The organism is Halorubrum salsamenti (assembly GCF_007671685.1).
Taxonomy (GTDB): domain Archaea; phylum Halobacteriota; class Halobacteria; order Halobacteriales; family Haloferacaceae; genus Halorubrum; species Halorubrum salsamenti.
Genome location: NZ_VCNL01000007.1, coordinates 92,218 through 107,793 on the forward strand (window position 1 = coordinate 92,218; position 15,576 = coordinate 107,793).

8 protein-coding genes, 1 tRNA gene and 1 pseudogene are annotated in these 15,576 nt (G+C 64.3%); 5 read left to right on the forward strand and 5 right to left on the reverse strand.

What is annotated here, in order from left to right; genetic code table 11:
* The first annotated feature begins 192 nt into the window (after nt 1-192).
* From pheS to FGL94_RS15980, 3 genes are all read left to right on the forward strand, one after another.
* Nucleotides 193-1,701: a phenylalanine--tRNA ligase subunit alpha gene (pheS, locus tag FGL94_RS15970; protein WP_144927606.1), complete on the forward strand. Its 1,509-nt coding sequence runs from the start codon at nt 193-195 to the stop codon at nt 1,699-1,701.
* On the forward strand, nt 1,701-3,440 hold the full coding sequence (pheT, locus tag FGL94_RS15975) for a phenylalanine--tRNA ligase subunit beta (protein WP_144927609.1): 1,740 nt from the start codon (nt 1,701-1,703) through the stop codon (nt 3,438-3,440). The genes pheS and pheT overlap by 1 nt, the downstream gene beginning before the upstream one ends.
* A gap of 774 nt (nt 3,441-4,214) precedes the next feature.
* On the forward strand, nt 4,215-5,453 hold the full coding sequence (locus tag FGL94_RS15980) for an ABC transporter substrate-binding protein (protein ID WP_144927611.1): 1,239 nt from the start codon (nt 4,215-4,217) through the stop codon (nt 5,451-5,453).
* A gap of 252 nt (nt 5,454-5,705) precedes the next feature.
* On the opposite strand, the gene FGL94_RS15985 is transcribed toward FGL94_RS15980, so the two are convergent.
* On the reverse strand, nt 5,706-6,824 hold the full coding sequence (locus tag FGL94_RS15985) for an aminopeptidase (protein WP_144927614.1): 1,119 nt from the start codon (nt 6,822-6,824) through the stop codon (nt 5,706-5,708).
* A 163-nt stretch (nt 6,825-6,987) separates the two neighbouring features.
* Between FGL94_RS15985 and FGL94_RS15990 the strand changes: the two genes are divergently transcribed.
* Nucleotides 6,988-7,656 (forward strand): DUF7119 family protein, encoded by a 669-nt coding sequence (locus FGL94_RS15990; protein WP_144927617.1) that lies wholly within the window; start codon nt 6,988-6,990, stop codon nt 7,654-7,656.
* Here FGL94_RS15990 and FGL94_RS15995 read toward each other — a convergent pair.
* Complete coding sequence (locus FGL94_RS15995) at nt 7,629-9,014, reverse strand: M20 family metallopeptidase (protein ID WP_144927620.1); 1,386 nt, start codon at nt 9,012-9,014, stop codon at nt 7,629-7,631. The two genes, FGL94_RS15990 and FGL94_RS15995, sit on opposite strands and share 28 nt — an antisense overlap.
* A 111-nt stretch (nt 9,015-9,125) precedes the next feature.
* Here FGL94_RS15995 and FGL94_RS16000 point away from each other — a divergent pair.
* Nucleotides 9,126-9,199: transfer RNA gene (locus tag FGL94_RS16000), tRNA-Lys, on the forward strand.
* A 329-nt stretch (nt 9,200-9,528) separates the two neighbouring features.
* Here FGL94_RS16000 and FGL94_RS16005 read toward each other — a convergent pair.
* The 3 genes and pseudogenes from FGL94_RS16005 to FGL94_RS19005 form a co-directional block, all read right to left on the reverse strand.
* Nucleotides 9,529-10,269 carry a carboxypeptidase-like regulatory domain-containing protein gene (locus FGL94_RS16005; RefSeq protein ID WP_241659215.1) on the reverse strand — a complete coding sequence of 247 codons (741 nt, stop codon included), beginning with the start codon at nt 10,267-10,269 and terminating at the stop codon, nt 9,529-9,531.
* Between the two features lie 105 nt (nt 10,270-10,374).
* Nucleotides 10,375-14,016, reverse strand: a complete 3,642-nt coding sequence (locus FGL94_RS19065) for a midas domain-containing protein (RefSeq protein WP_241659216.1) — start codon at nt 14,014-14,016, stop codon at nt 10,375-10,377.
* Nucleotides 14,017-14,505: 489 nt separating this feature from the next.
* Nucleotides 14,506-15,495: pseudogene (locus tag FGL94_RS19005) on the reverse strand (Ig-like domain-containing protein); the annotation flags it as partial.
* Between the last annotated feature and the right edge of the window lie 81 nt (nt 15,496-15,576).

The following is a 15,576-nucleotide window of genomic DNA, read 5'->3' on the forward strand; positions in this document are numbered from 1 at the left end:
TCTGACACCATGGCACTCGAACGCGCCGGATCGGGTATCGCCAGTGGGGTCGACGGCGACGCGTTCGGGTTCTTCTTCGCGTGAGTCGCGCGCGGCGGATCCGTCCCGCGGCGGGACGGTGAAACCGGGCGGATCGGCGGCGACGTGCCGGAACCGTTACCAACCAGCCAGACGCCTATACACACAACTCGAATGCGACTCCCGGAACGACAGCTCGCGGTCCTCGAGGCCGCGAGCGCGACGGACGAACGGACGATAGACGAGATCGCGGCGGAGACCGGTCTGAAGCCCGAGACGGTCACCGGCGCCGCCTTCGATCTCCGCGACGAGGGACTCCTGTCCGTCGTCGAGACCGCCGCCGAAACCCTCGGTCTCACCGACGAGGGGCGGCGGTACGTCGACGACGGGCTCCCCGAGACGCGCCTCTACCGCGCCGGGCTCGCGCTCGGCGCCGACGAGTCCGCGGTATCGATGGGGCGGGTCATCGGCGAGGCCGACCTGGACGGCCCCGAGGTCGACATTGCCCTGTCGAACTTCGCGCGCAAGGGGTTCGGGTCGATCGACTCGGGCGAGCTGACCGTCGACTCCGACGCCGACCCCGACACCGACTCCGAGGCGGCCGCGCTCGCGGCGCTCGCCGACGGCGAGACTCCGGACGCCGCCGACGCGGTCATCGGCCAGCTCGACTCCCGCGGGCTCGTCGACCGCGGCGAGTCGGTGACTCGGTCGGTGACGCTCACCGACGACGGCGTCGACGCGCTCATGACGGGCGTGGAGGCGACCGAGACCGTCTCGGAGCTCACGCCGGAGCTGCTCGCCAGCGGCGAGTGGCGCGACGTGGAGTTCTCCGAGTACAACGTCGAGGCCGACGCGCCCGCGGCGCAGGGCGGTCGGAAACACGTGCTTCGCCGGACCGCCGACCGCGTGAAGGACGTGCTGGTCGGCATGGGCTTTCAGGAGATGGAGGGACCCCACGCCGACAGCGACTTCTGGATCAACGACTGCTTGTTCATGCCGCAGGACCACCCGGCGCGGACCCACTGGGACCGGTTCGCGCTCGACGTGGACCCGATGGAGGAGATCCCCGACGAGCTGATCCGCCGCGTCGAGTCGGCCCACCGCGACGGGTGGGGCGAGGACGGCGACGGCTACCACTCGCCGTGGTCGCAGGACTTCGCCCGCGAGGTCGCCCTGCGAGGCCACACCACCTCGCTCTCGATGAGGTACCTCTCCGGGGTCGCGGGCGCCGAGCTGGAGCCGCCCCAGCGCTACTTCTCGGTCGAGAAGGTGTACCGCAACGACACGCTGGACCCGACCCACCTCCTCGAGTTCTTCCAGATCGAGGGGTGGGTGATGGCCGAGGACCTCTCGGTGCGGGACCTGATGGGCACCTTCGAGGAGTTCTACCGGCAGTTCGGCATTACGGATATTCGGTTTAAGCCCCACTACAACCCGTACACGGAGCCGTCCTTCGAGCTGTTCGGGGAACACCCAGAGACGGGCGAGGAGATCGAGATCGGTAACTCGGGGGTCTTCCGCGAGGAGGTCACCGGCCCGCTCGGCGTCGACTGCGACGTGATGGCGTGGGGGCTCGCCCTCGAACGGCTCGCCATGCTGACCACCGGCGCGGAGGACATCCGCGACCTCCACGGGACCTTGGCCGACATCGAGTTCCTGCGGGACGCGGAGGTGAGCTACTGATGCCCGTCGTCGACATCGACACCGACGAGCTGCGCGGGCTCACCGGCCGCACCGACACGAGCGACGACGAGTTCAAGCAGGACCTGTTCGGGCTCGGCCTGGAGTTCGAGGGGGAGACCGACGACGGCCTCCTCCAGTTCGAGTTCGCTCCCGACCGGCTCGACCGGCTCTCCGTCGAGGGGGTCGCGCGCTCGCTGCGCTACCACTACGGCGACGACCGCGGCGTCTACGTCCCCGAGACGAACGACCCCGAGTGGACGATCGAGGTCGACGAGTCGGTCCCCGACGAGCGCCCGTACGTGACGGGCGCCGTGGTCCGCGGCGTCGACCTCGACGAGGGCGCGCTCGACTCGCTGATCCAGCTGCAGGAGAAGCTGCATGCCACGATGGGACGGGGCCGCGCGAAGGGCGCGATCGGCATCCACGACCTGGCGATGGTCAAGGGCGCGCCGCTCCAGGAGGGCGCGGAGCCGTCGATCACCTACCGCGGCGTCGACCCCGACGGCGACGCGTTCGTCCCGCTGGACGCGAACGACGAGCTGACGCCGAACGAGGTGCTCGCCGAACACGCCACCGGACAGACGTACGCCGATCTCGTCGACGACCTCGACCGGTACCCCGCGATCTACGACGAGCTCGGCCTGTTCTCGTTCCCCCCCGTCATCAACGGGAAGCGGACGGAGGTGACGACGGGCTCCCGCGAGCTGTTCGTCGAGCTCACCGGCACCGACCAGTGGACGATCGACCGGATGTGCAACATCATCTGTTACGCCCTGTCGGCCCGCGGTGCGACGATCGAGGCGGTCGAGGTGAACTACGCCGACGGCGCTACGCACCCGGGCGAGTACGGCGCGGAGCTGGTCCGCCCGAACTTCGACACCGACGAGAAGGCGGTCGGCCACGACCGGATCGAGACGCTGCTCGGCGTCGACTTCGAGCCCGAGGAGGTCGTCGACTGCTTCGAGCGCGCCGGCCTCGACGCCTCCTACACGCTCGACGAGGACGTGACCTACGAGGTTTCGATTCCGCCGTACCGCGTCGACGTGCTCCATCCCCTCGACCTGGTCGACGACGTGGGGCGGGCTTACGGCTTCGACAACTTGGAGCCGCGCTACCCCGACGTGGGGACGGTCGGCGGCCGCCACGAGCGCTCCCGGCTTGAGGACGCGGTCCGGACGAGCCTCGTCGGGCTCGGGTTCGAGGACCTGCTCAACTTTCACATGACGAGCGGGACCGAGAACTACGACCGGATGAACCTGGAGGCCGGAAGCGACGCCTTCGGCGGCGGCGACCCCGTCGAGATCACGGAGCCGTACAGCGAGGAGTACACCCAGCTCCGCACGTGGTCGGTCCCGTCGCTGCTCATGCTGCTCGAACGGAACACCCACAACGCGTACCCGCAGGACGTCGCCGAGGTCGGCTTCGCGGCCGAGCGCGACGACTCGGAGAACACGAACGTCGCCGAGCGCCGCCACGTCGCCGGCGCGGTCGCCCGGCGCGACGCCTCCTACGAGGCCGCGAAGGGCCGGCTGCAGGCGGTCTGCGACGACTTCGGCGCGGACCTGGAGACCCCGCGTACCGAGCACCCCTCCTTCATCGACGGCCGGACCGCCGCGGTCGTGATCGACGGCGAGACGGTCGGCGTGGTCGGCGAGGTTCACCCCGCCGTGCTCGTCGAACACGACTTGGAGGTGCCCGTCGCCGCCTTCGAGTTCCACCTCGACGCGCTACGGAAATAGGGAGTCGATCTTGGGGGTGCCGTCGGGCGTTTATAAGTCGCTGATACCGGATCGACGGTGAACTCCTCCAAAGCCCCAGCCGCGAGGCGGGCGCACGTTCGTTGCGCGCTTCAGTCGCTCGCTACGCTCGCTCCTTCCAGTGCTTACGTCACCTGCGCCCGCCTCGCGGCTGCCCCTTTGAGTCCCACCCCGCACAGCACCGCACAGCCTCACGCCTCCCCAGCCTCGCCACCGGACTGCGTCCGGTTGCAAGCGAGAGCTCCGCTCTCGCCCTGTCGCTGGCGGCTTTCGCCGCCAGCGACTCCCTCGCGCGGCGCTCCTCGCGGCCGCCCCCGGCGGCCGCTCGCAGGCGCGCGCCACCGTATAACCGCGTTCATTTAAATATCGGGCTCTGTTGAAATTCTATTCTTCAGATATATTCTTGCGCAAAACAGCCGGTCAATGAGAACTGCGTATTAAGCGCCAAGGGATTTACCAACTCAGAGAGGTACTCCAACAGTCGTGCGAGATACATGGCGCGAATCGGTTAGTGACCCTACGCTGGAAAGCGGGCAGTGAATCGGCCAATACGATCTGCTTAGCACACACTTACTTGAGTCAGTTAATCGTCAGCTGCACACTCGTGGCAGCCGATCGGCACTCTTCAAAATCCCTCTGCGGCTAGAACCAAATGATGTTTTTCGTAGCTTTAGAAGCCGTATAGCGGTTAACACCGTCTATTTTTAGGCCTACCTAAATAATAATCCTTTTCTGTTCTTAGGTGAGCCTAAAAATATGGGGAATCAACCCAGTTCTGATAGCAAGCCAACACGTCGTAAGTGTTTGAAACATTGCGGGGCCATCGCCGGTGCTGGGCTTCTCGCCGGGTGTCTCGGCGGCTCCGAATCAAATCAGTCGTCGCAATCGACAACCACTAACGGCAGTACAGCTCCTGACCAAGATTATACGGCGTCGATGCCACCCGTTGGTGAGATCTCCCTCAACGAGAAGCCCTCCTCCTGGATCGGTGGCCTTGGCTTCACAGCCGATGTCTTAACTGCGCTTGGACAGGCCGATGGAGCTACAGGGATGGTCGATCCGAATTTCTGGTATACAGGCTTCTACGACTTCCTAGACGGTGTGACGGTGCCGGACAAGGAGTCTTTGACTCGGGTGACGACAGAGGACTTGGGGACAAACGTAGAAACAGTATACGACCTCGATCCGGATTTGATGGCCGTTGATCCGAACCTGTTCATGTCCACATACGGGTTGGAGAGAAATGAAGCCGAGAGAATTCACGAAAACGTTGCCCCTTGGTTCGGTAACGAGAGCCGCCGGAAACGAGCTGATGGCTGGACAACTTGGCCGGCAGGGGAGTCATACCCGTACATCTCAGTTGAAGAGTACATACGTAGCTATGGGAATCTTTTTGCGGAACATCGGCGCAAAGAAATGTTGCTTGATATATATGAATCCTTTATGAGCGATATTCGGTCACGCGTCCCTGAAAAGGATGATCGACAATCTTTCGCCCTGATCAACGGGCGACACAACCCAAGTAATGAGGCTGGCTGGTTCATTTATGACCCAACATCGGAACTTGACAATGCGTGGGGGAAGAAACAGTATCGTGACCTGAAGGTCGTTGATGCATTCGAAGGCGCCTATGGCGGGAATTCAGGCATCTTCGTCGATTACGAAGGACTCTTAGAGTACGACCCCGACGCGATCATTTTTCATTTCGGAATTACTTTCCAAGAATTCAAGGGGGAGAACCTCATCCAGCAACAGCGCGAGTTGCTGAACGACGATCCCATCGGAAGCCAACTCTCAGCCGTCCAGAACGACAATCTGTACGTCGGCGGCACACCATATCAAGGACCGATCATCAACATGTTCCAGACAGAGATGGCGGCCAAGCAGCTTTATCCGGAAGAGTTTGGGTCGTATCCGGGATTCGGTGAAATTCCAACCGGTGAACAACTTTTTGACCGCCAGCGTCTCTCGGATATCGTCACCGGCGATATCTGATCGGGGCCGATACTGAAGTATCGTCGCACAGCTACCTCCCCGCTGTTTCACTACTGAGAGCATGAATGGAGCGACATCTGCTCGCTGAACTCATCTTCTGGATCTCGTAGGAAGTTCCTGACAGAAATAAAATATGAATGAGACAACTCTAGTCTGTAAGTCCCCTGTACTGTCCAATTGAGGGTGTAAAACTATCAACTACTGGGCTTCAACAAAGCCAAATATCGTCCCGCCGTAGCCGAACCCTCTCGATCAGCCCTCGAACCCGTCTTCCCACCGGAACGTCCCGTTGCGCTGGACGACCTCGCCGTCGATCTCCAGCCGCGAGTCCTCGCTCACGTCGCTGATCATGTCGACGTGGACCGCGCTGTCGTTGCCGGACTCGCCCTCGGGGGGGCAGGCGTCGTAGGCGCGGCCCACCGCGAGGTGGACCGTGTCGCCCATCTTCTCGTCGAAGAGGATCGAGTCGGTGAAGCGATCGATGCCGCGGTTCATCCCGATGCCGAGTTCGCCGAGCTTCCGGGCGCCAGCGTCCGTGTCGAGCACGCTCGCGAGCGCGTCCTCGCCGGCGCCCGCCGAGAAGCCGACGACTTCGCCGCCCTCGAAGACGAGGTGCACGTCCCGGACGCGGGTCGCGTCGATCGTCATCGGCACGTCGAAAAAGGCCTCGCCCTCCGTGTCGTAGGGGGCGGTGAACACCTCGCCGCTCGGGAGGTTGTGGGAGTCGTACGCCACGGAGGCGGCGGAGTTGACCGCGGTCCGCCCCGCGATCGACATCGAGACGTCGGTGTCGGGGGCGTCGTCGCGCTCGGTGACGATCCGGACCTCGTCGCCGGCGTCGAGGGCCTCTTTCATCGCCGCCATCTCGTCGGCGAGCGCCTCCCAGTCGCGGAGGACGGCGTCGTAGACGAACTCCCGGTACTCCTCGTAGGCCATCCCGGCCTGCTGGGCGAGCGAGCGCGTGGGGTGAACCGTCGACACCCAGTCGGTGTCCATCCGCGCCTCGCGCACGCCCTGTCGGGCCGTCGCGTACGCCTGTCGCGTCTCGCTCGACACGTCCGCGGTCGCGGTGGTGTTCCGCCCGCCGCCGATCCGGAGGTAGGCGTCCGCGGCCTCGAACAGCGCGCGCTCGACGGCCGGGTCGTCGAACTCGCGGTCGCCCCGTTCGCTCCCTTTTAAATACGCCCGCGAGACCTCGGCCGACCCGTACAGCGTCGTGACGTTCGCGCCCCGCTCGCCGAGCGCCTCGGCGACCGCGACGCCCAGGTCGTGGGCGTCCTCGGCGACGCTCACGACGACGTCGTCGCCGGCCTCGACCCGCGCGCTCCAGTCGACGAGCACTTCCGCGTGCTCGCGTACGCGTTCGTCCATGCCGTGAGGTCTCGCTCGCCCGATAAAAACCCCTCCTCGTCGGCCGAACGCACCGGTTCGGCGCCTCGCCTCGCCGACGCTCCGGGCGTCTCGGCCGTCGCCGTCGTCAGCGAAACCTGCCCCGGTGCCGGCCGCTTATGTGCGCGCACCCGAAGAGGTAGGTATGAACGAGGAGTCACCCGCGGACAGACGCTCTCCCGTCGGCGAGCCCGTCGTCCGGTCCGACCCGGCGGTGACTGGCGAGCGCGCCGCCGAGGCGGTGGGGTTCGACCCCGACGACCCCGACAGCGTCGCCGAGGCGGCAGCGACCGTCGCCCGCTTCGCGGCCGGCGACGTCGGCGACGACGACCACGTGCTGATGCTCCGGGGGGCGGCCGCCTGCGCCGCGCTCGTCCGCGGCGTCGGCTCGTACAAGGCGGCCGCCGAGCGCGCCGGCGACGACGTCTCGGTGGCGTTCATCCGCAAGTGGGCGCGCGTCCACGACCTCCCGCAGGCGATCCGCAGGCAGGTCGCGAGCGGGCGGATCGCGCCGAGCGCGGCGAAACACGTCGCGCGTCTCGGCGGCACCGACCGCTATCTGCTGGCGTGGGCGACCATCGACGGCGGCCTCACGGTCCGGGAGGTGCGCTCCATCGCCTCCGCCGTCAACGACGGGAGCGACGTCGAGACGGCGGTCCGCGAGGCGGGCGTCGAGCTCGGCCACGTCGGGGTCCGGCTCCCGCTCGACGCCTACGTGGAGCTCAGGCGCCGCGCCTCGAACCGGAACATCGAACCCGGCGATCTCGTCGCGGAGGCGCTCGGCGACTACTTCTCCGAGTCGGACCCCGAGTAGTCCTCCGAGCCGGCCGCGGCGTAGTCCGCCGCGAACCGTCCGACCGCGGCCGCGATCGCCTCCCGCCCGCGCTCGACCTCCTTCCACGCGATCGTCTCGTCCGGGTAATGCGCCTCGGTGATTGTCCCGGGACCGAGCAGAACCGTCGGGATCCCCGCCGCGACGTAGTGCCGTGAGTCGGCGCCGTAGGTCGCGCCGGTCGGCTCCGCGTCCGGCAGGCCGGCCTCGACGAGCCCCGCGCGAGCCGCCTCGACGATCGGCTCGTCGACGGCGACCTCGGCGGGTTCGAACTGCACCGAGAACCGCTCGAACCGCGGCGGGTGGTCGCGGAGCCACGGGTCGTCGTCGACCACCTCGTCGAGCCGCGCGCGGAACGCCTCCTCTACCTCGTCGACCGTCTCGCCCGGAGCGACCCCGATCCGGAACTCGGCGGAGAGCGTCGCCGGCACCGTCGACGCCCACGAGCCGGCGTCGACCGTTCCGCAGACGACGGGCCACGGGACCGGGAACTCGCCGTACAGGGGATGGACGACCGCCTCGCCGCGCTCCGTCTCCAGCTCCGTGAACGCCTCCCGGATCGCCTCGAACCGCGGGAGCACGTCCTCGCCGCGCCAGCGCGTGGCAGCGTGGGCGCTCCGCCCGGTCAGCTCCAGCCGCGCCATCAGCGATCCCTCGCAGGCGACCACGGGGCGCAGCTCGGTCGGCTCCGCGACGATCGCGGCGTCGCGCTCGAAGGGGTAGGGGTTCGCGAGCGCCGCGGTCGCGGCCCCGTACCCGCCGTCCTCCTCGCCGGCGACCGCCTCGACGACGACCCGGAGCCCCGCGTCCGGGAGGTCGACCGCGCCGGCGGCGACCGCCTCCCGCACGTCGAGCGCCGCGCCGACGCACGCCGCGACCCCCGACTTCATGTCCGCGGCGCCGCGGGCGGTGAGGGTCTCGCCGGCGTCACCCTCGCTCTCGTCACCCGCCTCGCCCCACACCGGCTCGAACGGGTCGCTCGACCACTCGGCGGGCTCGGCCGGTACCACGTCGATGTGGCCGTTCAGGACCACCGTGGGGGCGTCGCCGGCGTCGCTCGTGTCGTCGGCGGCGTCGGTCGCGTCACCCTCGTCGTCGCTGGCCCCGCCGAGCGCGAGCACGCCCGCGACGCTCCGGCGGCCCGCCACGTCCGCCTCGTCGAGATCGTCCGGGAAGGAGGGGTGGTCGGCGAGGAGGGCCGGGTCGGCGTCCCACGCGTACGTCTCGAAGCCGAGCGCGTCGAGCTCGCCCTCGACGAAGTCGGCGGCGGCCGCCTCCGCGCCGGCCGTCGAGGGGAACCGACAGAGGTCGGCGGCGAACGCGCGCATGTCGAAGTCCATGCTCGCGGGGACGGCGGGGGCTCAAAAACCGTTTCGGATCGGCGGGCGATCCCCCCGCCGCACGCGGTTTCTAAACGTTTATCCGTGGTCTCGCCGTACGGATTCGTGCCTGGGCCGGTAGCTCAGTTAGGGAGAGCGTCCGGCTTTTAACCGGACGGTCGGGGGTTCGAATCCCTCCCGGCCCGTGCACTGAACCGCCGAGCGACAGCGACGCGGTGAGGGAACCGGTCGGGAGGGATTCGAACCCTGCCAGAGGCAGCCCGCGCAGCGAAGCGAGCAGGAACCTCTGGCTCTGGTTCGAATCACGTCGCGTCCGTTCCCGCACTTCGTTCGGTCACGGGCGCGACTGACCCGCGCTCGCGTCGCTCGCGTGGAACCCTCCCGGCCCGTGTTGTCGCGAGCAATACCTCGAGCGACGGCGCCGTGACGCGTCGCGATCGCTTCCGATCCGTCGCTGTCGCTCGGAAGTGGGCGCGGTCGAAAAAACGGGGAAGTCGTGGTCGAACGTCGCTATTCAGTCGTCGGCGCGAGTCGCGAGCAGCGCGGCCGCGACGATGGCAACGAGCGCGACGAGCGTTCCGAAGCCGGGAATCCCGTCGTCTGAGCCGTCGCCGCCGTCGGTGCCGTCAGTTCCGTCGTCACCGTCGCCACCGTCGTCACCATCGGTGCCGTCGTCGCCGTCGGTGCCGTCAGTTCCGTCGTCACCGTCGGTACCGTCATCGCCGTCGTCGCCGTCGGTGCCGTCGGTACCATCATCGTCGTCGCCGTCGGTGCCGTCTGCGCCGCCGCCTCCGCCGGTGCCGCCGTCTCCGCCGTCACCGCCGTCACCGCCATCGGAGCCGTCTGAACCGTCGGAACCGTCGTCGTCAGAGCCGTCTGAACCGTCATCTTCGTCGGAACCGTCGGAACCGTCGGAACCGTCACCGCCGTCATCGCCGGTATCGACCGTTACCGAAAAGTCGATCCGTTCGGTTTGGGCGGATTCAAACGTCGTCGTCTCTGACGAGTCTTGCACCTCGACGGTGAGCGTTTCGCCCGCGTCGCCGTCTTCGGCCGGGAACTGTATCTCGTAGTACCCGTCGGCGTCAGTCGTCGCGGTGTAGGCGTTTCCGTCCTCGTCGGTGACGGTCACCGTTAATCCATCCGCTGGATCTCCATTCTGATCGGTGACGTCCCCGTAGATCTCGTGCGGAGGACTCGGAACCTGTGCAGCGGCGATACCGGCACCCGAGCTCACGAGAAGCACGGCTACCATCGCGACTGTGAGCAGCCGCAGGCCACGTGATATCTGTGTCGTTGATGTTGTCATTTTGGTGTGTTTACCCCCAAATAAATTCGGAGAGGTGTGTGGCTGCGGTCGCTATGCTGCGTAGTTCGACGCCGTGTAGACTTCGTCGTCCTCGAGGAAGACCCAGTAGGCCTCACCCGGTTCGAACTCGGTCACAGTGGTGTAGTCGAACTCGCCGGCAGCGTCCTCTTCCTGTCCGTAGACGTTCGTCGCAGTGCTGTCGCCACCGACAGAGTCGAGGGCACCACCCGGATCGTCAGCGGCGGGCTGAGTGCCTTCCTGCCAGTGACCGACGAGGTTCCAGCCTTCCTGGAGCTGCTGTTGACCAGGTGTGGCGTTCTGGGCACTGTCACCGGACTCCTCGTTGCGAACCGTCACGTCGACGGTCGCGTCGGAGTCGGCGTTCACGACGTACCCCTGACCGCCCTCCATGGACTCGATGTCCTGGTTGTCGGTCTTGTCGGGCGCGTAGCTGACCCACTCGCCGTCCTCGTAGGTCATCACGCTCATGTCCGAGAATTCGGAGTCCGCGATGTCGAGCGAACCGAATTCGGCCGGGACAGACACGAAGTTCGACCCGTTTGCGAGGTAGAACTCGTGCGTGTCAAGCGTCGTGGACGAAGACGCGTCGACGTAATCGTTCACGTCTAGGCCGTGACGCTCTTCAATGGAGTCACCAGTCACCGAGAGCGACGGTGCGTCACCAGTCGGCGTGTGGCCTTCGACGATGAAGTACACATCACCCTGGTCGGAGCCATCAGTATAGACATCGCGCACAGTCAGCTGATCTCCATCGAGGGTAACGCCGGGATCCTCGAAGCCATCACTGGCGGAGACCGGTTCGTCGAACTGGACTGCAATTGCGGTACCACTTGTTTCGTCTTCGACTAGTCCGGCATCGACGATTTCCGCGTCAACGACGTTCGGGTCCTGCGTGTCAACGACCGTTGTGTCGTCCGGAGTCTCGTCTGCGGATGTCCCACCAATAGCCGTTGCGGACGTGAGATCAGCACTGAACTCCCCGTCGCGCGGGACAGTGTGTTCGTACGTGTAGGTGTACACGCCGTCCTGTTCTTCGACCTCGAAGTCGTCCAGGTCGATACCATCTGCGATGGCGTCGTCCTCGTCGGACTCACGCAGATCGTCGGTGCTGCTGAGCGACACGTCGAAAGTCCCGAGCTCCTCGTCGGCCGTGAAGCTGACTTGGATCTTCCTCTCGGACGCGTCGGTCGCGTTCGAGACCTCGAAGTCGTCGATATCGACTGTCTCTTCGATCACTTCCGACGTGGTCGTCTGCTTATCGACCGAGTCGTTGGCGGTGACTTCGATCTCGTCACTGTTCATGTCGTCCGGCGTCAGTGCCGAGTCGAGCGTGACCGTCGCCGTGACGGCACCTGCAGTGTGCTCGACGCTCTCGATGGAGTGACTCACGCCGCTGTTGTTCATGTAGGAGACGTTGTCAGCGGACAGTCCCTCGTCGTTTCCGTTGTAAACGCTCTCGCTGAAGTCGAGCTCCACCGTGTCGGAGCCGTTCGAGGAGTCGGCGGCGACCACGGACGGAGTCTCGCCGTCTTCGAGCGAGACCGCGGACGTATCGGCCTGCGTGCCGACGATGTCCGTGATTTCCGTGTTCGCGGAGACGGTGACGCTCTCGCTGTCGATGTCGCTCGGTGCGATCGGCTCATCGACGGTGAGCGTGTAGGTCGCGTCGTTTCCGGAGACACTGTAATCCGACAGGTTCTCCGCATCAAGGTTGCCGTCCACGTTCTTCACGTCCTCGCTGAACGTGACTACGAGCTCGTCCGTTCCGGCGTCGGTCTGGACGGACTCGATCGTCGCGGACACGTTGTCCTTCTGGACCGTTTCGACATCTTCCTCGCTGGTCCGGTCGATACCGAGGTCGTTGACGGTCGCCTCGATGGTGACGTCACCGTTCTCGATGTCGGTCAGATTGAACGCTTCCGTCACGGAAGAACTCGCGTCCAGATCGACGTTCGTCTTCTCCACGAAGACGTCGCCCGAGCTGTTCTTGACGGTGATGTTCGCCGTCGCGGCCGTATCGGCCATGACGGTGACATTGTATTCGCCCTCGTTCTGAGCAGTCACATTGCCGACTTCAAGATTCGGGACTCCCGGAGCGTCGGGGTCTTCAAGGGCGACAGTCGTCGCCGCGGTGGATTTCACGTTGTTGTCGTTGTTGTCCGAGAGTGAACCCTCGCGGACGTTCACTTCGTCGGCACCGAGATCGGCGACGCCGACCTTCTCGTCGAGCGTCAGCGTGACCTCGTCGGTGTACCCGTCATCGTCAGTCGTCGCGGAGACGGAGTCGATCTCCGTCGCATCGCCGTCGCTGACGTCCGTGTACGCGAAGTCGTCCTTCGAGATGTTTTCGTCGTTCGCCGTCACGTTCTCGGTGAACTTGACGGTCACCTCGTCCTCACCGGCCTCGGCGTCGACGATGTCGATCGCCGGCGGCGCGGTGTTGATGGTGAAGGTGTTGTCGTCGTTCTCCGCGACGTTACCCGAGTAGTCCTCCGCGGTGTAGTTCACCGTGACTGGATCTTCGGACAGGTTCAGGCTGCTGTTCTGCGTGTCGACGGTGAGCGTACCGTCCGCGAATTCGACGCCGGCGTCGCCGCCGGAGAGCGTCTGGGTCGCGTCGTCCTGCGTCACGTCGACAACGATCGACGACTCGTTGACACCGGACGTGGTGTCAGAGATGTCCGCCGAGAAGTTCGTCTCAGTGGACGAGTCATCGTCGACCTCGAAGTTCTCGATGGTCGGCTCGGTGTCGTCGACGACGATCAGCGTCTCCGCGCTCGCCGTGCTCGCCGTGCCCGTATTTGAGTCCTCAGCCTCAACGGTCACGTAGTACTTACCCTCAGCGAGGTCGGACGTATCGCTTTCCTCGTTCTCGCTCAGGTCGATGGTCAGCGTCTTGTTGGCGTTGTCGTTCGCGTACTGACTGTCGTCAATGTCGTACGTGTAGGTCGGGTTCGAACCGTCCTCGTTGGTCGAGAGACCGACCGTGACGTTGTCGGGGTTCGTGTCGCTGTAGCTGTACTGGAGATCGAACTCGCTGTCACTCATCAGATTGAGCTGCGAGGTTGGCGAGTCGATCGTCAGGTCAAGCGCCGACGTGTCGACGTCGACCGTGTCGTTGTTGAGTCCGGGCTCGGCAACCGCGTTGCCGGCCACATCATTCGCAGCCGAGAGATTGGCGCTGAACGACTCTTCGAACTTCTGGTTGAAGGTGTAGCTCGCGCTGTACTCGTCGGCGTTCTCCGTCGCGCTGAAGTCGCCCGAGTTCAGCGTCGCAACCGTCTGGTCAGACGAGTTATTGAGGTTGACCGCAATCGAGTTGGCGTCAAGTGCCTCGTTGGCCGAAAGGGTTACCGTGACCGTCTTGTCGCCATCGAAGTTTGCGCTGAACGTATCGATGTTCGGAGCAGCTGTGTCGAGCTGGACGGTATCGGAGCCTGTGTTCTCGTTTCCGGCAGTGTCAGCAGCAGTCACCGTCAGCGAGACGGATGTATCCTGACCGCTGTCTGTATTGGAGACGTCGAAAGTCGCGCTGTAGACGTCGGTCGAACCCTGCTGCGTGAGTTCGAGGTTCTGACCGCCACCGAGGGCAGACGCATCAACAGCGACAGAATCGACGCCATTCCCGTCTGTGACCGTCGCAGACACGTTGACCGTGTCTCCGTTAGTCACGATATCGTCGGCGTTGAGTTCCGTCACGTCGACGTTCGAGACAACGGGCTCGACTGTGTCGACAATCAGCGATCCATCGGACGGGATTCCCTGAGTGCCACCATTACTGGCTGCGTCAGTTGCACTAACAGTAACGGATTGGTCACCATCCGTTGCCGTGCCGCTGGATCCGACCGTGAACGTACCCGTGTATGTCGTGCCGGAATCGTGGCTGAGATCGACAGTACCTGCACCGAAGCTACTCGCGTCAGCCGTCACAGTGTCGACCGTGTTGTCATCGGTGACATCCGCAGTGACGGTAACGGTATCATCGTTCGTCACGATGCCATCATTCTCCGAGATGGTCACCGTGTCAACTGTCGGCGCCGTCGTATCGATCGTGTAAGTAGCGCTTGAGCTGTCAGTATTGCCCGCGTCATCAGTAGCCGTTGCGGTCACCGTGTAGGTTCCCTGGCTCGAGATACTGCTGGTGTACGACCACGTTCCAGAATCGTACGAGGCTGCGACCTGCGTGGCAACGCTCGTGAACGAACTACCGTTCCACGTGTTACTATTCCCGTCAGTGATCGTCAGATCGACCGATGAGACCGAGTTATCGTCCGAAGCCTCCCCCGAGATCGTGTTCTGGGATTGAACTTCAGCGTTGTTGCTCGGGCTGTCGATCGAAACGGACAGCGAGTTCGTGTCGACAGTTATCGTTCCAGTAGACTGGACATCCTGAGAGCCACCATTATTGGCTACGTCAGTCGCACTGACCGAAACAGATTGTGCATCGTCGGTAGTGCTTGCACCATCAACGGTAATTGTCTTCGTGTAGATACCGTCGCCACTCTGAGCGTCGTCGCCAGAGCCATCATCAACGAGGTTGACGGTACCTGCACCGAACCCACTCGCGTCAGCCGAGACAGTATCGATCGTCCCGGCGTCGGAGACGTCCGCCGTAATCGTCACCGAATCGCCATCAGTCACAATTCCGTTGGTGTCCGTCTTATCGCTAATCTGAACGTTTGAGACAGATGGCGCTGTCGTATCGACGAGAGCGAAATTGTCGGTCGTAGCGGACGTACCACTGTCGGTATCGCCAATTGTATAATTCAGACCAGTAGACTCGGATGTTTCGTCCGAGGTGTCGTGAGTCAGGGTCACGTCAACCGTCGCGGTGTTTGCCTGGGTGTCATCGCCATCGTCGCTAATGGCGAAGGAAATCACACCATCACTTACGGAGGCTTCCGTGCTTTTGCTGACATCAGTACCACTGACAGCGACGGATGCGTCAGTGACTGTACCGGTGTCGCCTGTGATTTCAACATCCGCTGTACCACCATTAGAACTGACCGTCACGTCTACCGTCGTTGTTTGACTAGCGGACGTTTGGCCGATTTCAACGTTATCTGGTTGATTTGCGATAGTAATTCCACTTGCATTTGCTGCGGCACTCCCCGCAAACGCGACGGACCCTCCGACCATGGAGAGCACCATCACGAGAGCGTGTCATAGAATCCAACTCATAGCATCTCACAGCCCGGTTCGTTTCCTCGCTCGTAGTTGGTGATTGCAATG